We start from the raw sequence: 24,051 nt of genomic DNA on the forward strand, positions 1-24,051 counted from the left end.
TGAACCTGGTTTTCGTGTTTCGATACGGTTCAGATTGATAGCGTTCGAGGGAACCGCCGATGCAAGAAGCTGACCGTAACAACGGAAGATATCAGCTTCGCGCGCTGCTCGTGATCGGGGCGCTCATTGCGGTGCTCGGCACCGCACCTGCTGCTGCACAATTGCGAGGTCACGGCGGACCAGTCCGCGCGCTGGCGATTTCATCCGATGGACAGACGTTGCTCTCAGGAAGCTTTGACGGCAGCGCGATCCGCTGGTCGCTTGGTCGCGATGCTGCCGAACAGGTTCTCAGATTTCATGCCGATGCGGTCAATGCGACAGCATTGCTCAAGGATGGCCGCGCGGTAACCGCTGGCGCCGATGGCCGCATCGCTGTCTGGAGTTCCAGCAAGCAGCAACCCGAGGCCGTGCTTGAGGGCCACACCGCGCCAATCGCAGCGCTTGCATTGTCGCCAGACGGCGAAATGCTCGCATCCGCAGCATGGGATCATACGGTAAGGCTATGGCCGCTCGCTGGCGGCACACCGCGCGTACTTGAAGGGCACGCACAGAACGTCAACGGAGTAGCATTCAGCGCTGATGGCAAAACCCTCATCAGCGTCAGCTATGACCTGACCCTCCGTATCTGGCCGCTCGACAGTTCTGCCGCACCGTCCATTGTCACCCTGCCCGCGCCGCTCAATTCAGTCGTCGCGTTCAAGGACGGCGAAATCGCCGCCGCGGGTGCAGATGGCAATATCCATTTCCTCGACGGCTCCGGAAACTCTGATGGCGAGGTCGCCGCTGGGCCGATCCCGGTCATTGCGATGGCAGTGTCGAGGGATGGTGCGCTGCTCGCGGCGGCGGACATTCGGGGATCGGTCGCGATCGTCGACCGCAAGGCGCGCACGCTTGTGCGCAGGCTGGTTGGACCAGGGCTACCGGTGTGGTCAGTGGCGTTCATGCCGGACAACGGCACGCTGCTCACTGGAGGCGCGGACAACATGATCCGGCGCTGGAATGCTCTTACAGGCGAACCGATCGGCGCGACCATACAGGAAAGCCCAAACGATCCGCTTGCCGCCTATGCTGGTGACCGTGGGGCGGAAATTTTTCGCGCCTGTATAGCCTGTCACACGCTGACCCCGGATCAGGTCAACAAGGCCGGTCCGACGCTATCGGGAATTTTCGGACGAAAGATCGCAACTTTACCGGGTTACAGTTATTCCGAGCCGCTGAAGAAGCTCGATATCGTCTGGACGCCCGAAACAGTGTCGAAGCTTTTCGAAATCGGCCCGGCGGCCTATACACCAGGTACGAAGATGCCCGAACAACGCATCGGTTCGGACGAAGACCGCAAAGCACTGGTGCAGTTTCTTGCGCGTGTGACTGCGCCACCTGTCAACCGCGGCCAATAGCGCTCAAAAGCTCGGCTGCATGATCTTCCGCCAAGCCTACATTATTGATGATGACATCAGGTACGGCAGCAACAACCGTTCTGCGGAGTCTGTCGTCGATCTGGCCATCGCTAGGGCGTGTGCGCGCCGCAAGACGTCGCCAGCACGTCCGGCGGAGCCGTCACTAAAACCACCGTCACTTTGGCATACGATCTACGCGCGAACTCGATGATTGTGCGGAACGCATTCACGATAACAGCGCGCCCGGCCGTCACATCATCAACAATCGAAGATGGCACCCCATAGCGTAGGCCATGCGCCTCCCATTGGAAGGCGAAATCGCCGTGCGCCAGCATTTGCCCAAACAGCATCATCGGGCTGACCGCCTCGTTGTTGCCCGCCGGGGATATCCTTGAAGGTGGACGAGACACGGCGGCGCACCTGCATGGCTGCGGCGTCGACCGGCTCCGTCGCGCCAAACCGTGGCGGGGTGGCGCGGAATGCGCGCAGCAGGAAAATCGCCTCGATCAGGTCGCCCCGCGCCTGCTTGATCGCTAACGCTGTAAGTTCGCGTTCGTAGAACGAGCTTCGGTCATAACGCGATCGACTGCCAGCGTAAACTGCGCCGATATCTGTGCGAGCGAGAGATCGGGTACAGCTGGATCGCCGCGACGTTCGTACGCAAGTAACTGGTGAGCATTTTCAATGGCGCGCTCGCCGCCCGACGATGTGTCTTTGATGCCAGGCCCGCGAAGAACCAGTTCAGGCCCCTCGGTCAGCGTATCGACTTCCACAATAAGGATCGTCGAGCGATCGGGGTATTCCGCTGTCCCGAGCGCAAAGGCCTCAAAGTCCGGCAACGCTGTGCCACTGTGGATGAGAGCAAAGCTGGTTCGTGACGCATATCCCGTCAGCGATGCCAAGATGACGACGGCGCTGCTCGACCGGCTAACCCATCACTGCGATATCGTTGAGGCAATGACAGTTGGCGCTTCAAAAGCCGCGACGACGATCACATAACCCGCGCTCGCCTCATCTCCGCAATCCCGGCCAGCTCCGACGAGGCGATGTCAGCATCGCTCCCGCTCTTGAGAATTGAGCGTAACAACGCGTAGCCTTGATAATTCATCGAAGGCAAAGCGATGTAACCGTCCGAAACAGCGGCCGGATGGTAGGGAGGCAAGACCAGATACTTGCCGCCCTTGCCCTTGTCGACGCCGGCCGGCCCGACATCCTCAAGCGGCACCTGCCAAGTCCATGATCGTGCCGTTGATCACGCCGTCATCCGCCGGCGGGATTTCCAGCACCATCGGACCGGCATCCTCGGTGTTGAAAAACGGCATCACGTAAATCACGTCGGGATTGGGCGTGAGCGTCTGATTCTTGACGTGACCAAAAGACGATCTGGTTGGGCTTGCCCTTGGCGCTGTCGATCATCGCCTGGAGCATTAGATCGAGATTGACCGCGAGCATGCCCCAGATGACGGACTCGATAGCGCGCCGCTCGGTCGTGCGGCTGTCGAGGTCAAGTGCAGAGACAGTTTGCGCCTGCGGGGTCGTGGTAAGGCCGACCGTGGCAACACCAGTGCGCCGATGATCATCTTCTCCTTTGTCATCACTTCAACTCCACCGTCACCCGCCCAAGCTTGCCGGTGAACTTGAACGGTGGCGTGTAACTGAAGTCCACCGGCGAGCCGCTGTCCTCGCCGATGTCCTGCCCCTCATAGAGCGAGTATTTGACCGGCGTCGTCTTTTCGACTCGACCTTCCCCGATCTTCCTACCATTGGCGAGCAGCGTGACCGTGCCGCCCTTCGCCATGCCCGCCATCGGACTTGAAATCCATCGCCAAGGTGACCTTACCGGTCGGCACCGGCTCGGTGGACACGACGCGGTAGCGTTCGAGTGCGACGTGGCTGTGCAAACCGACGAGTTTGCCCTGCTGGATGTAGAAGCCCCAGCCGCCGGTGAACCCGCCTTGCGTAAAGATCATGCCTTCTGCGCCGGCGGGGATTTCTGCCTCGGCAGTGATCGTGAACGACTTGTTCTTGAGATCCGGCGCTGCCGCCTCAGGCAAGGCCACCAAAGGCGTTTCGTAGACAAATGTCCTGCGTCCGGCAGTGACCTGACGGATATTTTGGACCAGCTGGATAGAGACTACTGCATCGCTGCGCTCCGATCCAGATGCTGCAGTGTCGGCGCCGATGTTTGCGGTGCCGGCGGCCGGTAGCTCAGAGATGAGTGCGGTCGGATCGTGTTGAAGTGCTTGCGCCATTGCTCGATGACGACGGTAGCCTCCTTTAGGCTGTAAAAGATTTCACCGTTCAGGCATTCGTCGCGCAGTTTGCCGTTGAAGGACTCGCAGTAGCCGTTTTCCCATGGGCTGCCGGGCGCAATGTAGAGCGTCTTTGCTCCGAGCTTTCCGAACCAGCTGCGCACGATCTTGGCCGTCATCTCCGCGCCGTTGTCCGACCGGATGTGCTCAGGGACGCCTTTAGCAAGCATCACATCGGCCATGGTGTCGATGACGCCGAAGCTGTTGATGCGACGTGCAACCCTGATCGCCAGGCATTCCCTGGTAAACTCGTCGATCAGCGTCATGAGCCGGAGCTTACGGCCATCATGGGTCTGCGCCTCGACGAAGTCGTAGCTCCAGACATGGTTACGATGCTGCGGCCGCAAACGGATGCAGGATCCGTCGTTGAGCCACAGCCGGCCGCGCGGTCGCTGTTTGCTGGGTACTTTTAGCCCCTCACGGCGCCAGATCCGCTGGACCCGATCACACCCGACCTGCCAGCCGGCATCGACCAGCAGCGACGTGATCCGACGATAGCCATATCGCCCATATTGGGACGCAAGAGAGATAATCGCTCTCGTCAACGCATCCTCATCAGATCGAACGATGGTGGTGTATCGCTGTGTTCCGCGGTGCTGGCCGACGATCCGGCAGGCTTGGCGTTCCGAGAGACCATACTTCCCTCGAATGCCCTCCACCGCCTGCCGTCGCCGCTCAGGGCTTATAAGTTTCCCGAGGCAACGTCCTTGAGCACCTGCTTCTCAAGCGACACATCGGCGACGAGACGCTTGAGGCGGACATTCTCCCGCTCCAGATCCTTCATCCGCTTCGCCTGATCGAGCTCAAGGCCACCGTATTCCTTCCGCCAGCGATAATAACTCTGCTGCGAAATTCCGGCTTCCCGACAGGCCACCGGCGCTGCCTTGCCCTGCGACATCAATACTTCAATCTGGCGCAGCAGCACCACGATCTGCTCCGCATTAAACCTCTTCTTCGGCATGACCAAAGCTCCTTTCCAAGCTCAGTTTCTCACAAAGCTTGGTCCAAAAAAGCCCGGTCAGGTCACCGACAAGGGCAGCCCCTATGCCGTTAGCAATAATAATAACAGAATCGCTTCTCATCAGGCCGTAGACAATCCACAGCGCAAGTCCTGAAAACAGCGCAATGAGCATTTTCAGCGAGATGTCTTCATTGGCATCTCTGGGGAAAGCTTTTCTAACTTGAGGAATGTATGAGAGCCAAGTCAGGGCTGCGGCAACGAGCCCCAGCGCAGTAGTCCATGATTCAGATGGCATAAGACGTCCCCACGCAATGCCCAGCCAAGCACAAGCTTCGCCCTTCGTTCCGGAAATCACAGCCGGTGCCACACCCCCGACCTCCGATTGGCACCAGATTCTCCTGCATGATTGTCAGAATCACACCGAGATTTTGCGGACTGATGAGGTTGGGCGGGCGTATGATATCGCCTGGAATTTTTCTCGAAAGGGACCGGAGCTATCAAGTATCCATTCACTGCCCACGAAGTCATACTCTCGAACATCGTAGCCAACTTTCAGCAGGGTCCGAGAAACAAGCTTATCTTGGCCAATAGAGCCATCACAGCGTATCATAGGCGGGCATAGGAGTTTTAATCCATCGGCGCATTCGTCTTCTTGGAGATGCGCCATGGAAGCCAAAAAGCTCCCGCGACTTGCCTCTGCAACAGCCGTTCAAAAAGGATGCGAAGCGCGACGAGCAAGCGCGCGTTAAAGACGCCGAGAGGACTAACGTAGCCGATCACGATCCCGTCCATGGTGACGGCGGGACGATCGATGTTCCAGTCAAGTCATCTGACATTTCAAAACGTTCAGGCTTGGTTAGCGCTGCGCGCCGAGTTTATTCATAATTTGTCTAATCTTTCGGACACCAGCCCTCTTCCGCTAGGCTTCGGCAACAACCAAAGCCAAGCGTCAAACGACGGGCGGTGTCGTTCGGCATGCCGCTGCTCTTCTGTTCCGACGATGGAACCATATTCCGACACGAACGTTGCGGAACCGGCCAAACTTGTGGCGGCCGATGGATGATAATATTGCATTCGCAGAACTCAGAATTTATTCCTACTCTTCCCAAGAGTAACTAGCGGCCAAATGTAGCGGGTTTTTTCGCAAAAAAGGGAAGGCTGGCATGAAGTGTGATTGCGGCCAATCACGGATCCCTGCATCTTATGTTGCGATTGCATTCACCGGTGACCAATGAACGAAACGACAATCCCAAGGAACAGCAAGAAGCCCTCGGGTATCGCACGAGACAATGGGGAATCCGGAGAGTTGATTGACGATCCCGCCGCAATCCGTTCGCGACAACTCCTCGCTGCAATGGTGGCATTTCGCGATGGAGACTTTTCGGTGCGCTTACCGCGAGATTGGCCAGGCACGGATGGACGAATAGCCGAGGCTTTCAACCAAACCCTCGCGCATGAGGGCCGGATTACAGCGGAAGTTGCGCGGTTAAGCGAGACGGTCGGCAAGGAAGGCCGGCTCAAGCAGCGCATGTCCCTGCCTGGCGCTATCGGCGGATGGGCTGAGCAGGCTGATTCCATCAATACGCTCCTCGACGATCTGGTGCGGCCTACAACCGAAGTGGCGCGTACCATTGGCGCGGTGGCGAAAGGTGATCTTGGGCAATCCATGGACCTGGAGGTGGATGGGCGGCCACTCAGAGGCGAGTTCTTGCGTTCTGCCAACCTCGTCAACACCATGATCGAACAGCTTTCTGTGTTCACCTCCGAAGTGACTCGCGTGGCGCGTGAGGTCGGCACCGAAGGCAAGCTAGGCGGCCAAGCCCAGGTCAAGGGCGTCTCGGGTGTGTGGAAGGAACTCACCGAGTCCGTTAACCAGATGGCCGGCAACCTAACGGCACAGGTCCGCAACATTGCCGACGTGACAACCGCCGTCGCGAGGGGCGACCTGTCGCGCAAAATCACGGTCGACGTGAAGGGCGAGATACTCGCACTGAAGAACACCATCAACACGATGGTCGATCAGCTCAACGGCTTCGCCGCGGAAGTCACACGCGTGGCGCGTGAGGTCGGCACCGAAGGCAAACTTGGTGGTCAGGCGGCGGTGCCCGGCGTCGCAGGCACTTGGAAGGATCTTACCGACAACGTCAACTTCATGGCCTCCAATCTCACGGGTCAAGTCCGCAACATCGCCGAAGTGGCGACTGCCATCGCCGAAGGAGATCTCTCCTCTAAAATCACGGTCGAGGTAAAGGGCGAGATACTCGCACTGAAAAACACCATGAACACGATGGTGGATCAGCTCAACGGCTTCGCCGCGGAAGTCACACGCGTGGCGCGTGAGGTCGGCACCGAAGGCAAACTCGGTGGTCAGGCGGCCGTACCCGGCGTCGCAGGCACCTGGAAAGACCTCACCGACAACGTTAACTTCATGGCCTCGAATCTCACCGGTCAGGTCCGCAACATCGCCGAAGTCACCACTGCCGTGGCCCGCGGCGATCTCTCGAAAAAGATCACCGCCGACGTCCGCGGCGAAATTCTAGAAGTGAAAAACACCATCAACACGATGGTCGATCAGCTCAACGGCTTTGCCTCCGAAGTGACCCGCGTGGCGCGTGAGGTCGGCACCGAAGGCAAGCTTGGCGGTCAGGCCGTGGTACCCGGCGTCGCAGGCACCTGGAAGGATCTGACCGACAATGTCAACTCGATGGCAAACAACCTCACCGGCCAGGTTCGCAACATCGCCGAGGTCACCATCGCAGTCGCCAACGGCGACCTTTCGAAAAAGATCACAGCCGACGTCCGCGGTGAAATTCTGGAGGTGAAAAACACCATCAACACGATGGTCGATCAGCTCAACGGCTTTGCCTCCGAAGTGACCCGCGTGGCGCGCGAGGTCGGCACCGAGGGCAAGCTTGGCGGCCAGGCCGTGGTGCCCGGCGTCGCAGGCACCTGGAAGGATCTCACCGACAACGTCAACTCCATGGCCAACAACCTGACCGGCCAGGTTCGTAATATCGCTGACGTCGCCACCGCCATCGCTCGCGGCGATCTGAGTCGCAAGATCACCGTCGATGTGAAAGGCGAGATTCTGGAGCTGAAGGAGACCATGAACACGATGGTTGATCAGCTTTCAGCATTCGCGTCGGAAGTTACACGCGTAGCGCGTGAAGTGGGCACCGAAGGCAAGCTCGGCGGCCAAGCGGCCGTACCCGGCGTTGCCGGCACCTGGAAAGACCTGACCGACAACGTCAACTACATGGCCTCGAATCTCACAGGCCAGGTCCGCAACATCGCCGAAGTCACCATAGCCGTCGCCAGCGGCGACCTTTCCAAAAAGATCACGGTCGATGTGAGAGGTGAAATTCTGCAGCTCAAAGAAACCATCAACACGATGGTCGAGCAGCTTCGTTCCTTCGCGTCGGAAGTGACTCGCGTGGCGCGAGAGGTCGGCACCGAAGGCCGACTCGGGGGTCAAGCGGCCGTTCCAGGTGTGGCCGGCACCTGGAAGGATTTGACCGACACAGTCAACGGTCTGGCTAACAATCTCACGACACAGGTTCGCAACATAGCGGAAGTCACTACTGCGGTGGCGCGTGGCGATCTCAACCGCAAGATCACGGTTGATGTGAAGGGTGAAGTCCTGGAACTGAAGAACACCATCAACACGATGGTCGATCAACTCAACTTGTTTGCTGGCGAAGTCACGCGCGTGGCGCGTGAGGTCGGAACCGAAGGCAAGCTCGGAGGCCAGGCACAGGTCCGTGGCGTCGCGGGCACCTGGAAAGATCTGACCGACAACGTCAATTTCATGGCCTCCAACCTCACCGACCAGGTCCGCGGCATCGTGAAGGTGGTGACCGCGGTGGCCGACGGCAACCTGAGCCAGCGGCTCACCGTGCAAGCGAAGGGCGAGGTCGAGGCACTCGGGGAAACCATCAACAATATGACCGACACCCTCGCTACGTTCGCTGATCAGGTGACGAACGTGGCACGCGAGGTCGGCGTGGAAGGGCGACTGGGCGGCCAGGCCAACGTCCCCGGCGCTGCAGGCACGTGGAAGGACCTCACCAGCAACGTCAACCTGCTGGCCGCCAATCTAACCACTCAGGTCCGCGCAATCGCTGAAGTCGCCACCGCCGTCACCAAGGGAGATCTAACGCGCACGATTCAGGTCGAGACCCGTGGCGAGGTCGCCGAACTGAAAGACAATCTCAATACGATGATCGCCAACCTGCGCGATACAACTGAAAGTAATCGGCAGCAGGATTGGTTGAAGACCAACCTCGCAAAATTTACAAACATGCTTCAAGGCCAGCGCGAACTCAGCACAGTGGGAGATATCCTCCTGAGTGAACTGGGCCCGCTGGTCAAAGCCTATCAAGGCACGATCTATCACCTCGACAGTGACGAAGAGAACACTAAGCTCAAATTGCTCTCGAGCTACGCGCGTGGCGGCGGCCGGCGACTCGAAACTATCGGCCTCGGCGAAGGCCTGGCAGGCCAATCCGCTATCGAAAAGAAGACAATCCTGCTTACCGACGTTCCACCGGATTATCTCACTATTTCATCCAGTCTTGGCGAAGCCACACGGGTAAGCGTGGTCGTATTGCCAGTTCTGTTCGAGGGGCAGACCAAGGCCGTGATCGAACTGGCAACGTTGCAGCCGTTCACGGAAGTCGACTTGGCATTCTTGGATCAGTTGACACTCAGCCTAGGCGCAGTCTTCAACACAATCGAAGCGACGATGCGCACCGAAAGACTCCTGACGCAGTCGCAGCAATTGACCGCAGAACTGCAATCTCGCCAGAGTGAGTTGCAGCAGACCAATGAAGAACTGGGGACGAAGGCTAAGCTGCTTGCAGATCAAAATGCCGAAGTCGAACGCAAGAATGCGGAGGTCGAACAAGCTCGCTTCGCACTAGAGGAAAAGGCCATCGAACTGGCACTCACCTCGAAGTACAAATCCGAATTCCTGGCCAATATGTCCCACGAATTGCGGACCCCACTCAATTCTATCCTGATCCTTAGCCAACAGCTTGCAGAGAACGTGCCGGGCAATCTGTCGGATAAGCAGATCGAATTTTCCCGCAACATCAATTCGTCCGGCTCCGATCTGCTGAACCTGATTAACGACATTCTCGATCTCTCGAAAATTGAATCGGGGACGGTCACCGTCGAAGTTGAGGAGATTTTGTTCACTCGCCTGCGTGGCAACATCGAACGCAACTTCCGTCACGTGGCAGAAGCGAAGAGCCTGCCCTTCAACGTCAATTTTGCGGCAAATCTTCCCCGTTTCTTGGAAAGCGACGACAAGCGCCTCCAGCAGATTCTCAAGAATCTTCTTTCCAATGCCGTCAAATTTACAGCACAAGGGCATGTACAAGTGCGCGTTGAACTCGCTGCACAAGGCTGGAGTGCAGATCACCCCATACTGAGCAAGGCCGATCAAGTCGTTTCCTTCGCTGTGGAAGACACGGGCATCGGAATCGCTCCGGACAAGCAACGGCTTATCTTCGAAGCTTTCCAGCAGGCCGACGCTGGCACCTCCCGCAGATATGGTGGCACCGGCCTTGGCCTTGCCATCAGCCGTGAGTTGGCCACCCTCCTCGGAGGCGAGATCAAACTCAGCAGCGTCTACGGCCAGGGAAGCACCTTCACCCTATTCCTGCCTGTCCAGTTTCCCGGGCGTGACAGTTCCCAAAACGTAATCGCAGATGGATCTGCGGTCCGCGCATCAGTTGCTCGCGAGCTCATCGTCTTACCTGTTGGGCGAGAAGAACAAATCGAAGATGATCGCGAGAGCATCGAAAAGGACGACACCGTATTGCTGATCATCGAGGACGACGCTCACTACGCGCGAATTCTCCTTGGCCTGGCTCACGACAAAGGCTTCAAGGGCATTATTGCCACCCGAGGCGCGACCGGACTTTCCTTGGCCAGGCAGTTTTGCCCGGCGGCCATCTCGCTCGACATATTCCTACCCGACATGCTGGGCTGGACAGTGCTCAATCAACTTAAACTCGATCCGGCGACAAGACATATTCCAGTGCAGATCGTCACGCTGGACGAGGAGCGCCAGCATGGCCTTTCCCATGGAGCGTTTGCCTATCTCGTCAAGGAACCCACCACTTCCGCCCTGGAAGTGGCATTCGATCGCCTTAAGAATTTTACTGTCCCGCGCACAAAGCGGCTGCTGGTTGTTGAAGACAACGACATCGAGCGGAAATCCATCGTAGAACTGCTTGGCTATAATGATATCGAACTTGTAACCGCTGCAAGCGGGGGAAAGGCGCTGGAAGCCATGCACGGTCAGCGATTCGATTGCGTGGTGCTCGATCTGCGGTTGCCCGACATGTCCGGCTTTGAGCTACTCGGAAAACTGCACGCCGATCCGACGTTAGCAAACGTGCCCGTCGTCGTTTTCACCGGCAGGAATTTGACTATTGATGAGCAGATTCAACTCAAAACGATGGCAAAAAGCATCGTTCTGAAAGATGTCCAGTCACCGGAGCGGCTGCTGGATGAAACCGCGCTGTTTCTCCATCGGGTGATAACCAATCTGCCGCCCGAGAAGCAGGCGATGCTTAGTCGGCTTCATGGTTCGAACGAAATCCTGCAGAATCGCAAAGTGCTAATCGTTGATGACGACGCACGAAACATCTTCGCTCTCACATCCTTGCTCGAGAACCATGACGCGGATGTCATAAGCACAACGAACGGAAAAACCGCCATCGAGATTGTGCAAAGCACACCCGACATCAGTCTCGTACTGATGGATATCATGATGCCGGAAATGGACGGCTACGAGACAATTCGCGAGATCCGAAGAGTCCCTGAGTTTCGCACTCTCCCCATCCTTGCACTGACAGCGAAAGCCATGAAGGGCGACCGCGAGAAGTGTCTCGAGGCTGGTGCAAGCGACTACATTTCCAAGCCTGTAAATACAGATCAGCTTCTTTCGTTGATGCGAGTATGGCTATACCGATGAAACATTATTCCGGTCGTACAACGAGCAGAAACAGATGAATCTGCCATCGACCACTAGCGGCCCCGCCGAAGACGGGGCTTTGGCAGACAGCGCCACCACTGCCGGCTCGGCTCCGATGATCGCGGACAGCGGCGGGTTCATCAATATATTGATCGTCGATGACGAGCCAAGAAATCTCATGGTTTTGGAGACCGTGTTGGATGCCCCTCGCTATCGGCTCGTTCGGGCGGAGTCAGCCGAACAGGCGCTGCTGGCTCTTTTGGCAGACGAGTTTGCGGTGCTTATTCTGGATGTCCGCCTGCCGGGGCTGACTGGTTTCGAACTTGCCCAGATGATCAGGGAGCGCAAAAAAAATTCCGAAATACCAATCATATTTCTTACGGCCTATTACAACGAAGACCAGCATGTGATCGAAGGCTACGATAGGGGAGCCGTCGACTATCTGCACAAACCGATAAACCCGGCGGTCCTCCGATCTAAAGTTGCCGTGCTCGTCGAACTGTACCTTAAGCAACGTCAGCTCGAGAACGCCAACCGCGCGTTATTGGCCGAGATCGCCGAGCGACGCCTCGCCCAGAAACAACTTTACGAGCTAAACAATACCCTTGAACAACGGGTTCTGGAACGCACCGAAGCTCACAAGCGAGCCGAGGAACAGGTCCGGCTATTGATGAACGAAGTCAATCATCGCTCGAAAAACATCCTGAGCGTCGTGATGGCAGTTGCGCAGCAAACTGTGGCGTCAAGCCCTAGTGAATTTCTCCTTCGGTTTTCCAATCGAATTCAGGCTCTAGCAGTAAACCACGACCTGCTTGTTGGGAGTCAGTGGAAATGTGTTGAAGTGTCGGATCTCGTTCGTGGGCAACTGGCGCATTTCGCCGGGCTTATCGGCAAACAAATTTTCATTGAAGGCCCCCCACTCCGCTTGGCGGCTTCGGCGGCTCAATCTATTGGCATGGTTGTCCATGAGCTATCGACGAATGCCGTAAAGCATGGCGCGTTGTCAGTTGCGGATGGCTACGTCGAAATCTCCTGGCGGATTGATGAAGACGACGGAGGCGAAAATTTCACAATGAGCTGGACTGAGAAAGGCGGCCCGCCCGTCGCGCCCCCCAATCATCGCGGCTTTGGCACAACCGTCATTACCAAGATGACTGAGTTGAGTGTGAGCGGAAAGGTCGAGCTTAGTTACGCATCGACAGGAATGATCTGGCGGCTTAATTGCCCGGCAATAAACGTTCTTGAGCCGGCGTATGATCCATGAATTTGGAAGTTTCGGCCCGATCTTAGCGCCTCAACTTTCGCTTCTACTTCATGCGTGCAGTTTTCCGCTCCAACATACGCACAAATCGACTGTCGGTGTGACGACCTTCGTACTCGTCATCAAGCTCGGTCAGAAGCTTGTCGCCCTTCTTGGGTTCAACGGCTAGCAATATGGCGTCAATCTTGGCCTCCATCCGATCGTCGTCTTCCTTGGATTGCGGCGATCCAGTGCAGCAAAATGGCGAGGCCTGCGACTTGCCACAGCAATTGCAGAAATTCAGACTGCCAATTTTCAAATGTGTCACGCATCATCTGTACCGGGTGCCGATATCGACCGGTTGCCGATGCGCAAGCTGCTCGTTCACGTATGCGAACCAGCCGAATATCCAATGCCCTACCAAGGTAAAGATGAATGGAGCTACCCCGGTGGGAAAAGTCACGATCGAGATCAGATCGTTCAGTGTCCCCATGATCAAACCAGCCGTTGCCAGTGCTGCAGCTGTTGTCCTTGGCGGAACAGCCGTGCTGCTAACGTATGATCTTGGCTATCTCTCAATGCATATGATGCTGCATATTGCATCGATGAATATAGTTGCTCCCTTGCTGGGTGCGCTTATCATTACCCGCCGGCAACTCCGCAGCACCCCGGCCTCTTAGGTATGGATCGCGGCTCTCGGTCAGATTGTCTTGCTGTGGACATGGCATTCTCCTGCCATCAATGACGCAATTGCCCGATCTCCGGTACTTGAGCTTGCGCTACATTGCACGCTGTTCCTCACTGCGCTCGTCTTCTGGTCGGCTGTTCTGACCATCTCGGCAGCAGCACGCTGGCAGACCATCCCGGTCCTCTTGCTCACCAGCAAGCTGACATGCCTGCTCGCAGCACTGCTGATCTTCGCTCCAAGAATACTTTGCAAATCAGCGAGTCATCTGGGTCACATCGAGGAAGGTTTGGCGGGACTTCTCCCGCTCGATGATCAACACCTGGCTGGCCTTCTCATGATCACGGCCTGCCCGTTGAGCTATCTGCTAGCAGCTGTGGTGATTACGGTGCAATTAATCTATCGGCCAGAGCCGCCCGGAACAATCTTGCGCCGTCGTCGTTTGCCGATAGGCCAGTAGTGATGCGCATCCCTTCACGCATACATCTGAAATGGATTGCGCGCATCGTTCTCATCACCTTTGGCGAAATTTTGCTCGGCGGTTTTCTCTTTGCGTGGTCGGGTCTTTACAGCGTCGCCGCAAGTCGTGGTCACCTGGCGATAACCAATGCAATCCTCACGTTCGGAATGCGAAATTCCGTGAAGACCCACGCAGCAGGTATCGTCCCCCCTTCCCTTGACAGCAATGACCTGATCACGCTTGGGGCTGCCCATTTCCAAAGCGGATGCGCCCATTGCCACGGTGCTCCCGGCGCACCGATTAATCCGATCGCGGGCAGCATGCTTCCGTCCCCGCCGAACCTTGCGACATCGATGCGGGAATGGCGAGACCGGGAGCTGTTCTGGATCGTCAAGAACGGCATCAAGTACACCGGCATGTCGGCCTGGGTCGCGGATCAGCGCGACGACGAAGTCTGGGCGGTCGTTGCATTTCTCAAACGCCTTCCCGCACTCGATGCCGCAGCGTATCGCGATCTGGCGCTCGGCGGTCTGCCCGTGCCCCGCAAAGTGGCGGTGAAATCGCGACAACCGAACGCACATCGGCGGCGGTGACCGCCTGCGCGCGTTGCCACGGCGTGGACCGAGCAGCCGCCTCGTGCCAATCTTGCACAGGCAACCCGTCAAATTCCTGACGACCGCCCTCGAAGTACGTGAGCGGCCTCCGTCCAAGCGGCATGATGCAGCCACTGGCAAGCGAGCTTTCGCGCGAAGAACGCCAGCAGGTCGCGAAATACTACGCGGGCCTGATGCCACCGTCCGCTCCGAAACCGGCAGCAGACGCTGCCTCTGTCGAACGCGGACGTTTGCTTGCAAGGATAGGAAACCCCAGCGCGAAAATTCCCGCCTGCGAGGGTTGCCACACCGCATCATCGCTCGACGTCTATCCACGCCTGTCCGGACAGCACGCCCCCTACATGGTCAATCGGTTGCAAAACTGGAGAAATGTGGCTGGCCTGCGATCCCGATGGCGATGCGATCATGGCGTCGATTGCCCGGTCGCTGAACCCGCAGCAGATCGAGGATGTATCGGCCTATTTCGCATCGATCGATGCGCCCACCCTCTGGGTGTCGCGCGGCGATGTGCGCGATGTCCTAGGTTTGAACCTTGGAATTATAATAGGATAGGACCGAATTGAATCCTAATCAAGACGGTAGCGCTACGTCGTCTGCTACTGTTTTTGAGGCTTGCGATCTATTAAGTGATTGATTTTCTATGATTTAACTAAATGGCTGGCCACGCAGTGCCAATCAAACCCGTCTCTAGGCAAATTCCCTGCAAACAGGGAATTTTACAGGGCTAATCGCCAGGTTACGGCCCTGTAACCCGCCCATATCTCAAATAGTTAAACTAATTCAGCAACTTAACCAGGCTTACGGGTGATTTATAACAGGGAATTTTTGTGCGGGATCAGGGACATAGGCCTCCACTAACAGGGCAGAGCAAAGCGCATTGGACCAAACCGCTCCGAGTACGTCATTGAGGACTCACAGGCACGTTCAGGAACAACACCGCCACGCCGGAGGCCAGTACCTCGCCTCTCCAGAATCGGTTACGATCCCGCCGAGGGCGTCATTCCCCCTATGCTGGCGACCTCCCCGGCCCTGCCTCACCCCGGCAGGGCCCTTTATTCAGTCATCTGCAGGTATCCTCGATAAATTTGCCTTGGTTCTTATCTCGTCGGCGTGTTCGATCGATAATTTCGCCGAGATAACCTTGAGAATTGCGTAGCGCCTTGGCCATTTGTCAGCGCTAATTCTGCCTATTAGTTCGGCACTTAAGCGAATGGGGCCCTCCGCCGCCAGTCGAACCTAATCTTTTTGCTGCTAGCAGTGATCTAAACCGGTCTTGCAACCGTAATAGCTTGAACGTGATTGATGCAGCTGCTCCGCTGCCAGTTCACGCAAGTACTTCCCGGTCGTCGAGCTCCCTGACGACCGGGGGCTTCATATTGCAACCTTTCGCGCAGGAACGGCGCAGCCAATTGCGCGGGTAAGCGGAGACGACCTTGACTATTCACTCCAAGCGGCCGGCCAAAGAAACCGCTGAGCCATCACTGGAAGAAGTCGAGGCCGCGTTCCGTACGATAATCCGTTGGGCAGGCGATGATCCATGCCGACCTGGATTAGTCGAAACGCCGTCAAGAGCAGCGCGGGCGTTTCGTGAATACTTTGTGGGGTATGGCCAAGACCCAATTCAAATCCTGAACAAGACGTTCGATGAGACAGGTGGCTACGAGGAGATGGTCATTCTTCGGGGCATTTCATTCGAAAGTCATTGTGAGCACCATCTTGCGCCGATCGTCGGTCAAGCCTGGGTCGCTTATGTACCAAAAGGCCGCGTTGTCGGTCTGTCAAAGCTTGCTCGCGTTGTAGAGGTATATGCCAAACGGCTCCAAATACAGGAACGCCTGACCTCTCAAATTGCATCGGCAGTCCAGGAAGTCTTGAGACCACAAGGTGTGGGAGTTGTGATCAAGGCTACGCATCATTGTATGTCCAGCCGCGGAATTCACAAAGTCGGTTCGGAAATGATCACGAGCTGTATGCTCGGTTGTTTCCGCGACAATGGGATCACTCGGCAAGAATTCTTGACTATGGCAAACAAATGATCCCGTACTACACTGGCTCTGATTTTGCACCATCCGACGTTTTGCCTTTCCGCCGCGGGTGTGCGAAGCGATCCAATGCTACGTGGTCGGGTCGACCCTGGCTGGGCAACCAACTGTGGCAAACCCTGCAGGTAGCGCTGGCCGGTATAGTTCGAAGAGATATCGAGAATAAAATGGTCGCAATTCGTCGATTGCAAAGCGACCCAAAAGCTGTTGCAACGGCGCTCGCAAAATCGATTGTTAGCATAGCCGCGACGAGAGACGAAGCATCGTTTGAGATTGTGTTTCGACACTTTGCACCGAGGCTAAAATCGTACTTCTTACGACGTGGTGCAGACTCGTCGCTGGCGGAAGAAATTACTCAGGACGCGTTGGTTCTCGTCTGGCGGAATGCAGCACTATACAATCCGTCAAAAGCGTCCGCATCTACCTGGGTGTTTACGATCGCTCGAAATTTGAGTGTCGATCGGTTTCGCCGAACCCGCAGGCCGGCCTTCGATCCAACCGATCCTGCCTTTGTCCCCGACGTCGAAGCAAGTCCGGATCAGCAGCTCGAAAGAGCGGAAGCAGATCAACGGGTTCGCGAAGTCATGAGTGCGCTATCTGCGAATGAGAAGAGCGTTCTGATGCTTTCATTCTACGAAAATCATTCGCACGGTGAAATTGCCAGACAACTTAACCTTCCTGTAGGCACCGTAAAGTCCCGGATTCGGCTTGCATTTGCGAAAATTCGCGCTGCCCTCGACGTTGATAAGGGAAACGTCGGATGATGATCAAATTCCACCTTAGCGACGATCTTTTACTTAGCTATTCGTCCGGAACCCTGGATGAAGCATCTAGTCTGCTGGTCGCCACCCATCTGGCACTCTGTCCTTACTGTCGCACGCGCAACAGCTCTGCGGATTCTCTTGGCGGATATATGTTGGACACCATTTCGGAAACAGAGGTTTCTCCATCCTTGATGGCCTCCGTGATTGCAAGAGTGCGCGATGAAAGCAACAACGCGAAACCTTTAGCCAGTCCTACATTGAGACCGGACTTTCAAATTCCAGAACCGCTCCGCAGCTACGTTGGTGGAGATTTAAGCGATTTGAAGTGGGTACGCGTCGCCCCCCGCGTACAGCAAATCATGATCAAAACTCCGGGGTGCGCGTCGCAGGCGCGCCTTTTGCGTTTTCAGAGCGGTACAAGCGTGCCTGAGCACGGGCATCGCGGCCGCGAACTGACAATGGTCTTGACTGGGAGCCTTTGTGATCGCGAAAGAATGTTGTGCCGCGGCGATATTTCAGAATCGGACGAGCACACGGAACATCAACCCTATGCAGGCCCCGGTGAGAACTGCGTTTGCCTCGCAGTGACTGACGCTCCGCTACGCTTCAAGAGTGTGCTGGCGCGATTGTTGCAGCCACTTTTCGGAATATAGGAGCATCTCATGCTTCGGTACGCGACCGCTTACTTCGCCACCGCGGCGGTTTTCTTGGTACTTGATTTCGTCTGGCTTAGCCGCGCAGCGAGCTTCTACAGATTTGAGCTTGGAGGTTTGCTCGCCGAGAGGCCAAACTTGATCATCGCGGGCTTTTTTTACGCGTTGTATATTTCAGGCATCCTAGTGCTCGCGGTGTTGCCAGCGGAGAGAAACGGATCCTGGATTACGGCCCTGCTGCTCGGAGGCCTTCTAGGACTCGTTGCGTACGGCACGTACGACTTAACCAATCTCTCTACGTTAGAAGGCTGGTCTCCGAAGGTTGCTTTGGTTGACCTTGTTTGGGGAACGCTCCTGACCGCAGCTTCGTCTTTGTCAGGCTATGCGACCATAGCGCTCGTCTTCAGGGGCAATTGATTTCCGTCAGAGGGTTCGGAGCTATGATCCAATTGACAAACGCTGAGGTAGAGACTGCAAAGCTTCAGAGCCTGCTAAAAGCGACCGCTGCTGGCGATCAGATTGCTTTCTCCGAGTTTTATGACCTTACCAAGCGCAAGCTTTTCGGGATCGCGATCTCCATTATGAAGCGCCCGGACTTGGCCGAAGAAGTTGTTCAGGACACGTATGTCAAAATTTGGCGTCATGCTAGCAAGTACGACCCCGCCAAGAGCTCGCCAATCACCTGGTCTGTTAAGATCGCCCGCAACCACGCGATTGATATCCTAAGACGAAAAGATTTCAACTTCGAGCCTAGCGACCAGGCGATCCTCCGCCTATCAGATCATAGAGAAACTGCCCTCGACGCTCTCGAGGCTGCAGATAAGCGTGGACACGCGTTGGCTGCACTCCGCTCTCTTACCCCTCACCAGCGCAGTTTGATCGTTGCGGCCTACCTCCACGGCGAAAGCAGAGAGCAACTAGCCACAAGATACGGTGCACCCGTCGGCACAATCAAGACTTGGCTTCACCGTGCGCTTTTGAAGGTCCAGATGTCTGTCAACTGTTCGTCGTCAGATAATTTGAGACTGATCAGGCATTTCGAGAAGGGAGGCTCTGGCTCATCAGGGGTTAGAGTTTAAGCGGCCTGCAGTCGGTGCTGCAAGCGGCGGTTTGCGATGGTGGCCCGCTTGATGCGGTGTCGTTCGGCGAGGATCGTCTCGGCTCTTCCAAAATAGACGTCAGCGGGCGTGAGGTTGTCGATGCTCTCGTGATAGCGGACGTGGTTATAGTGCACGACGAAGGCCTCGATCTGCCGTTCGAGATCTCCAGGCAGATAGTAATTGTCGAGCAGAATGCGGTTCTTCAGGGTCTGGTGCCAGCGCTCGATCTTTCCCTGGGTTTGGGGATGATAGGGGGCGCCGCGTACATGCTCCATGCCCTTGTCTTCGAGCCACGTGGCTAGATCGCCTGCCACGTATGACGCTCCGTTATCCGAGAGGAGTCGCGGCCGGTGCATGACGGTGGCGCGATCGAGACCCGATGCCGCGAGCGCCTGGTCGAGCGTGGCCGTGACGTCGGAGGCGCACATCGTGGGACCAAGCCTCCAGGTCACGATGTAGCGCGAGAAGTCGTCGAGCACGGTCGAGAGGTAGTACCAGCCCCAGCCGGTGATCTTGAGGTAGGTGAAGTCGGTCTGCCAGAGTTGGTTGATGGCGGTGGTCTTGTCCTTGAACTCGTTCGCCGCCTTGATCACCACATAGGCCGGGCTGGTGATGAGATCGTGTGCCTTCAGCAGCCGATAGACCGAAGCCTCCGAGACAAAGTACTTTTGCTCGTCGGTGAAGCGAACCGCCAACTCCCGCGGCGACAGCTCGGGAATCTCCAGCGCCAGGTCGATGATCTGGCGGCGGACATCGTCGGGAATCCGATTCCAGACGCGGTCGGGTCGTGAACGATGATCAGCCAGCGCCTCAGGCCCGCCGTCACGATAGCGATCATACCATCGGTAAAAGGTGGCGCGGGGAATACCGAGTTTGTCCAGGGTGCGCTTGGCCGGCAGATGCGATTGCTCGACCAACTGGATGATCTCGGCCTTCTCGGATGCAGGATATCTCATGCCTCGTCCTCCCCATCCCCGTTCAGACTTTTTTTGAGCAGGCGGTTCTCCAGGGTGAGGTCGGCGACCGCCTCCTTCAGAGCCGAGGCTTCACGACGAAGGTCCTTTACTTCGCCGGAGGTCGCTGCGCGCGCCGTGTCGCCCGCCAGCCGGCGCTTGCCGGCCTCGAGGAACTCTTTGGACCAGCCGTAATACATCGAGGCAGCGATGCCCTCCCGGCGGCAAAGCTCGGAGATATTCTCCTCGCCGCGCAATCCCTCCAGCACGATGCGGATTTTCTCTTCCGCCGAATACTGCCGGCGGGTCTGACGCCGAATGTCCTTCAGCACTTGGTCTGCCGGCGCTTTGTCCGGCCCGGATTTCTGTTTCATCTGCGCTCCTTGCGGCTACGATGAACCAGAAATCCTCCCTTCGTGAAGACCCTCAATTTGTCTCAGGGGTGCCGACGGCGAACAGGAAATTTCTTGGCCGGGAGACAAAATCCAATGCCGGACCGCGTACTCTCGTCCAAATCGCAGCGCGTCGCTGCGCGCATCCTCAAGGTCGGCAACGTTGCCGCTGACCAGTTCGATGGCGTCGTTCTCCTCGCCCTCGGTGATGTGCAGCAAGGCACGCTTTAGAGCCTGGCCGCGTGCGCGGATTCTTTTCGCCTTGATAATCATCGCACGTCACCCAGGTGGCGGGCGGCGATTTGGCGGAAATTAGCAACGGCGGCTTTCACGCCAGCCGCAACCGCAGCCGGGTCGGTATCGGGATTGTCCACCATCGCCGCCAGCCGATTGGCGGCGGCCCGGATCAACACCAGGTCCGACAGCACGGCGCGTGACGCAATCCGTCCAGACGCAGCGGCACGGCCCGCTCGCCGCAGAAGATCAGACGTGGAGATTCCAGCGCGCTCGGCGGCTTTCATGATCCGCTGTTTTTCGTCGGCGTCGATCCGAAACTTGATGATGTCGGACGCCATGAGATGTCGCTCCGGTGCACGTATGGGGTCCACGGGGCTGCGCCCCTGGTCAAGCTGCGCGGCCACACCGCGCATGGCTTGCTGTGTTTGTTTTCTGACCTTCAGTGAGACCACAGCAGTAAGGATGAGCCTCGTTGCAGCCGGGAGCAAGAGTCTGTGGCCACAATTCTTGTCTATGGTTGAGGCGAGCAAGTGTTGCGCAGCGTCAGCGGCTCCGGGAGGGAAGCTAATTCCTGTTCCGCACGATCGCAGCGTAACTTACGCTGCGATCGCGCGAACAGCTACTATTGAGGTCGGGTGATGTTCGTCCCCTACGCGACACGACGTGGCGAACTGAATAAAAAAACTGACTACCTATCTCTGGAGCCTGTGGCTTCGGTTTCGCCGACGCCATGAGATAACGACAATCGTCCATCTCGGCAGCCGTTCCGAGCTTCCAAACAAGCTCAGTCGCTCTCTGGATATCGTGGGCGATCCCCCGAAATGGGCGATCAGCCAGCAACCGTCTGAACCACAACAGCCACAGCAAATCCTGACGGCCGCTCGCTCGCTACGGCGCTATCGAAATGCGGGCCTCGCGAGCGACCTCCACCGTGGCCCCGACTGGCCTGCGTTTACTCGTCCCAGTGGCCTAGTTTTGCTCCGCCGTTGACAGTTCATACGTAGCCTGGCCGCGAGTGACGAGAACGTCCTCCAGAACATGAATTCAACGCCATTGTTTTGGCGGACCACGCACCACGCCATGCTGCTCGCGGCCTTTATTGCGTTGGGCCGCATGTCAAGCTTGAGTTTCGACGATCCGTCGGCGTTGACGCGGTCGCCGGCTAGATAGCCTGCCGTCCACGTTGGCTGCAAGTCGGTCCGGTTCGCGTTCGAACTGATCAGTGAAATCTCGATGCAGGAACTTCAAGTAGTCTTTCTCAGTCGTTGTTAGCGGGCGAGGTTTCGTCTCAAGAATCCTCGTTTTCTGATTTTGCGTTGGAAGGGTGAATTGTTCGACGGCACCAGCAAGATCGCGACTTTCAAATTTTTCGTACGCCGATTTCACCTTCCGTTCCACATCTTGATGACCCAACAGTGCGTCGATAATTCTATCGGGCATGTTCAGCACGCCTAGCTGAGATCTGAACAAATGGCGGAAGCTGTGAAAGGTGACCTCCACGGGCAATTCCAGCTTGGTTTTCAGACGCGAAAACTCGCGAGAGAACGACGCAGTCATCGTTCCATTAGACCCGTTCGGCTCGAGTTCCGGAAAGAGATAGATCGACTTCCTCCTCGCGTCAGGGTCTTCAAGTTCTCCGAGACGACGCCTAACCAACCTTTCCAACCCGTGCTTTATGAGCCAGGAATGTACGGGTATTTCTCGTTCGGCGGCCGGCGTCTTTGGTTTCCAAGCGTCGGTGGCGGCGACCTGCATGACCAAGAGGGATTTCTTGGAAGGCGCTACCGGGTCAGCCAGAAAGAAGTCATGCTTCGGCCTGAGCCGGGCAATCTCCTCCAGCCGCATCCCCGAGAAAAGCGCGATGAGCGGGATCCAGTGCCGAGCGCTGTCCTTCGTTTCCGCCAGATACTCCTTGCTCCCGAACAGCGTCAGCAACTCATCCTTCGTCCATTTCCTTCGCTCGCCTGGATCGATGTTGAACTGCTGGCCCGAAAATGGATTGTGCGCAACGTATTCTTCGACTTGGAGCCACTTGAAGTACTGATTCAATCCCGAGAAATGCCTTTTGATAGTCTTATCTTTGATCGGATTGAGCTGGGATTGTTCCTTCCGTTTGAGTTCCTCAAGATAGGTTCGGGCTGGTCCGGCGGAAGCCTTTCCGTGGGTCTTGCCGTGAGAACTCGGCAGCAATTCCAATGCTTCCTTGAATTGCTGCGCCATTTTTTTATCGACTGCGGTGAGCACCGGGTCGTTCATGATGCTGCTGAACAATCGATATGTCGTTCGCATTTGAGCCAGGGTTTGTTTCGTCAACGCCGCGCGGCCTGATTTTACCAGACGGCGCGGTCTGGCCTTTTGCCTCCAGGCAATGAACGCTTCGATCATCTCGGAGAATCGAGCCCCAGCTTTCGCGCGTGGAAGCTGCTGGATTTCCTGATAATGGCTGAGACTCTTGATCTGTTCCTGAACCGCGCGCTGAGCTTCGCGATTGACGGCCAGAACGATACGTTGGGGATGGATGCCGAGGTCTTGGGGGGCCGCCCAATCATCAAAGTCTATGAAGCCAGTTCGGTAAAGGAAGTTGTTGAGGCATTCGAGTAACAGCGTGTGCCGGCTTGCGGCTCTTTTGTCGGGAGTGTTGCCCAAAGGGAGTTGCTGGTCGTGGATTATCCCATCGACCTCCTCCTTGAAAATATCTGGCTGTGGCAAGCTATAGAGGGCCGCTGGCCGCATTGCCTTGATCTTCTCCGCGAACCCGCCGGCCTGATCAAGATAGAACCTCGCCGCTGCAGCGAGTTGGTCGTCTGAAACCTCTGGGTAGCGCGCCATCGCGAAGAGCATCTCCGTCCCGTGAAATAGGTAGAGCAGACGCTGCCTCGCGATCCGCACGGAGGTTGTACCCAATGATCGGTAAATCTCGCGTTTGCCGACACGGTGAACGATTTCATCCGGAACGCGCCGCCGGAAAAGATAAAGGTCTCCACTTTTTCTGAGATACTGGTGCATCCGAACCGACCCACAATTGTGGGGTCAGTCCTTGGGGTTAACCAAAGACCAAACCCGTAAGTGGTTGATTCGATGAAAAAACCCGACCGTTTGGCTGGCGATGGAGTGCTGATCGCGCCGGTCTCCGCGCCAATTCCCTGCTAACAGGGAATTCTACAGGGAAATTCGCGAATTTGGCCCCCGCAGAGCGCGTTGGAGGCAAGAAACCGCAGCGCCACAGCGATTTCCGGGATATTTCCCTAGAAAA

Annotated in this window: 24 protein-coding genes and 3 pseudogenes; 12 read left to right on the forward strand and 15 right to left on the reverse strand. The window is 56.8% G+C overall.

Annotated elements, in window-relative coordinates; translation table 11 throughout:
* Positions 1-59: 59 nt before the first annotated feature.
* Entirely contained in the window at positions 60-1,397 is a 1,338-nt protein-coding gene (locus BN32_RS08115; RefSeq protein ID WP_019197655.1) for a c-type cytochrome, read from the forward strand.
* Positions 1,398-1,507: 110 nt separating this feature from the next.
* Here BN32_RS08115 and BN32_RS27620 read toward each other — a convergent pair whose 3' ends face one another.
* The 3 genes and pseudogenes from BN32_RS27620 to BN32_RS27330 form a co-directional block, all read right to left on the reverse strand.
* The gene (locus BN32_RS27620) at positions 1,508-1,750 is read right to left on the reverse strand and encodes a nucleoside/nucleotide kinase family protein (RefSeq protein WP_019197656.1); all 243 of its coding nucleotides are present in this window, start codon (positions 1,748-1,750) and stop codon (positions 1,508-1,510) included.
* Positions 1,751-1,760: 10 nt separating this feature from the next.
* Positions 1,761-2,116 (reverse strand): annotated as a pseudogene (locus tag BN32_RS26080) (carbon-phosphorus lyase complex subunit PhnI); the annotation flags it as partial.
* Between the two features lie 42 nt (positions 2,117-2,158).
* Positions 2,159-2,299, reverse strand: a pseudogene (locus BN32_RS27330) (phosphonate C-P lyase system protein PhnH); the annotation flags it as partial.
* On the opposite strand from BN32_RS27330, the pseudogene BN32_RS27625 reads away from it, so the two are divergent.
* Positions 2,292-2,383: pseudogene (locus BN32_RS27625) on the forward strand (ATP-binding protein); the annotation flags it as partial. The pseudogenes BN32_RS27330 and BN32_RS27625 sit on opposite strands and share 8 nt — an antisense overlap.
* A gap of 5 nt (positions 2,384-2,388) precedes the next feature.
* On the opposite strand, the gene BN32_RS27630 reads toward BN32_RS27625, so the two are convergent.
* The 6 genes from BN32_RS27630 to BN32_RS08155 form a co-directional block, all read right to left on the reverse strand.
* Positions 2,389-2,622, reverse strand: coding sequence for a DUF1254 domain-containing protein (locus BN32_RS27630; RefSeq protein ID WP_051488446.1), 234 nt, complete (start codon positions 2,620-2,622; stop codon positions 2,389-2,391).
* Positions 2,612-2,731 (reverse strand): hypothetical protein, encoded by a 120-nt coding sequence (locus BN32_RS27635; RefSeq protein WP_347334367.1) that lies wholly within the window; start codon positions 2,729-2,731, stop codon positions 2,612-2,614. Before BN32_RS27635 ends, BN32_RS27630 begins: the two co-directional genes overlap by 11 nt.
* A 260-nt stretch (positions 2,732-2,991) precedes the next feature.
* A complete protein-coding gene (locus tag BN32_RS08135) occupies positions 2,992-3,195 on the reverse strand; it encodes a hypothetical protein (protein ID WP_019197658.1) in 204 nt (67 codons plus the stop codon).
* The gene (locus BN32_RS08140; protein ID WP_152343769.1) at positions 3,155-3,457 is read right to left on the reverse strand and encodes a hypothetical protein; all 303 of its coding nucleotides are present in this window, start codon (positions 3,455-3,457) and stop codon (positions 3,155-3,157) included. The genes BN32_RS08135 and BN32_RS08140 overlap by 41 nt, the downstream gene beginning before the upstream one ends.
* Positions 3,458-3,531: 74 nt before the next feature.
* A protein-coding gene (locus BN32_RS08145) for an IS3 family transposase (protein ID WP_156946953.1) occupies positions 3,532-4,670 on the reverse strand; the annotation gives its coding sequence in 2 pieces (ribosomal slippage) (positions 3,532-4,406 and positions 4,406-4,670; 1,140 coding nt in all).
* Positions 4,651-5,037 carry a SemiSWEET family sugar transporter gene (locus BN32_RS08155; protein ID WP_244438112.1) on the reverse strand — a complete coding sequence of 129 codons (387 nt, stop codon included), beginning with the start codon at positions 5,035-5,037 and terminating at the stop codon, positions 4,651-4,653. The genes BN32_RS08145 and BN32_RS08155 overlap by 20 nt, the downstream gene beginning before the upstream one ends.
* Positions 5,038-6,024: 987 nt before the next feature.
* On the opposite strand from BN32_RS08155, the gene BN32_RS08160 reads away from it, so the two are divergent.
* A complete protein-coding gene (locus tag BN32_RS08160) occupies positions 6,025-11,658 on the forward strand; it encodes a HAMP domain-containing protein (protein WP_019197661.1) in 5,634 nt (1,877 codons plus the stop codon).
* 34 nt (positions 11,659-11,692) lie between these two features.
* Complete coding sequence (locus BN32_RS08165) at positions 11,693-12,922, forward strand: response regulator (protein ID WP_019197662.1); 1,230 nt, start codon at positions 11,693-11,695, stop codon at positions 12,920-12,922.
* A 43-nt stretch (positions 12,923-12,965) separates the two neighbouring features.
* On the opposite strand, the gene BN32_RS27640 is transcribed toward BN32_RS08165, so the two are convergent.
* Entirely contained in the window at positions 12,966-13,226 is a 261-nt protein-coding gene (locus BN32_RS27640; protein WP_244438113.1) for a hypothetical protein, read from the reverse strand.
* 358 nt (positions 13,227-13,584) lie between these two features.
* On the opposite strand from BN32_RS27640, the gene BN32_RS08175 reads away from it, so the two are divergent.
* On the forward strand, positions 13,585-14,043 hold the full coding sequence (locus tag BN32_RS08175) for a cytochrome c oxidase assembly protein (protein WP_082773501.1): 459 nt from the start codon (positions 13,585-13,587) through the stop codon (positions 14,041-14,043).
* A gap of 14 nt (positions 14,044-14,057) precedes the next feature.
* Here the strand turns inward: BN32_RS08175 and BN32_RS27645 are convergent, their stop codons facing one another.
* A complete protein-coding gene (locus BN32_RS27645; RefSeq protein WP_244438176.1) occupies positions 14,058-14,318 on the reverse strand; it encodes a hypothetical protein in 261 nt (86 codons plus the stop codon).
* Here BN32_RS27645 and BN32_RS25560 point away from each other — a divergent pair.
* From BN32_RS25560 to BN32_RS08200, 7 genes are all read left to right on the forward strand, one after another.
* A complete protein-coding gene (locus tag BN32_RS25560) occupies positions 14,211-14,636 on the forward strand; it encodes a c-type cytochrome (RefSeq protein ID WP_244438160.1) in 426 nt (141 codons plus the stop codon). The genes BN32_RS27645 and BN32_RS25560 overlap by 108 nt on opposite strands.
* Positions 14,637-15,026: 390 nt before the next feature.
* Positions 15,027-15,209 (forward strand): c-type cytochrome, encoded by a 183-nt coding sequence (locus tag BN32_RS25565; RefSeq protein WP_019197668.1) that lies wholly within the window; start codon positions 15,027-15,029, stop codon positions 15,207-15,209.
* Between the two features lie 881 nt (positions 15,210-16,090).
* Positions 16,091-16,693, forward strand: coding sequence for a GTP cyclohydrolase I FolE (folE, locus tag BN32_RS08185; protein WP_040425576.1), 603 nt, complete (start codon positions 16,091-16,093; stop codon positions 16,691-16,693).
* Positions 16,690-17,463, forward strand: a complete 774-nt coding sequence (locus BN32_RS08190) for a sigma-70 family RNA polymerase sigma factor (protein ID WP_347334368.1) — start codon at positions 16,690-16,692, stop codon at positions 17,461-17,463. Before folE ends, BN32_RS08190 begins: the two co-directional genes overlap by 4 nt.
* Positions 17,460-18,116, forward strand: coding sequence for a ChrR family anti-sigma-E factor (locus BN32_RS26095; RefSeq protein WP_084494556.1), 657 nt, complete (start codon positions 17,460-17,462; stop codon positions 18,114-18,116). Before BN32_RS08190 ends, BN32_RS26095 begins: the two co-directional genes overlap by 4 nt.
* 9 nt (positions 18,117-18,125) lie before the next feature.
* Positions 18,126-18,533, forward strand: a complete 408-nt coding sequence (locus BN32_RS08195; RefSeq protein ID WP_019197671.1) for a DUF2177 family protein — start codon at positions 18,126-18,128, stop codon at positions 18,531-18,533.
* A 23-nt stretch (positions 18,534-18,556) separates the two neighbouring features.
* Positions 18,557-19,195, forward strand: a complete 639-nt coding sequence (locus tag BN32_RS08200) for an RNA polymerase sigma factor (protein ID WP_051488448.1) — start codon at positions 18,557-18,559, stop codon at positions 19,193-19,195.
* Here the strand turns inward: BN32_RS08200 and BN32_RS08205 are convergent.
* The 4 genes from BN32_RS08205 to BN32_RS08220 form a co-directional block, all read right to left on the reverse strand.
* Positions 19,192-20,543, reverse strand: a protein-coding gene (locus BN32_RS08205) for an IS3 family transposase (RefSeq protein WP_152343889.1) whose coding sequence is annotated in 2 segments (ribosomal slippage) — positions 19,192-20,198 and positions 20,198-20,543 — 1,353 coding nt in all. Because the reading frame shifts where the segments join, the coding sequence is not laid out codon by codon here. The two genes, BN32_RS08200 and BN32_RS08205, sit on opposite strands and share 4 nt — an antisense overlap.
* A 15-nt stretch (positions 20,544-20,558) precedes the next feature.
* Positions 20,559-20,834, reverse strand: coding sequence for a hypothetical protein (locus tag BN32_RS27120; protein WP_162161300.1), 276 nt, complete (start codon positions 20,832-20,834; stop codon positions 20,559-20,561).
* Complete coding sequence (locus BN32_RS08215) at positions 20,831-21,136, reverse strand: plasmid mobilization protein (RefSeq protein WP_019197673.1); 306 nt, start codon at positions 21,134-21,136, stop codon at positions 20,831-20,833. The genes BN32_RS27120 and BN32_RS08215 overlap by 4 nt, the downstream gene beginning before the upstream one ends.
* Positions 21,137-21,914: 778 nt before the next feature.
* Entirely contained in the window at positions 21,915-23,804 is a 1,890-nt protein-coding gene (locus tag BN32_RS08220) for a DUF6538 domain-containing protein (RefSeq protein WP_019197674.1), read from the reverse strand.
* Positions 23,805-24,051 lie beyond the last annotated feature (247 nt).

This window comes from Afipia birgiae 34632, from assembly GCF_000308295.2.
GTDB lineage: Bacteria > Pseudomonadota > Alphaproteobacteria > Rhizobiales > Xanthobacteraceae > Afipia > Afipia birgiae.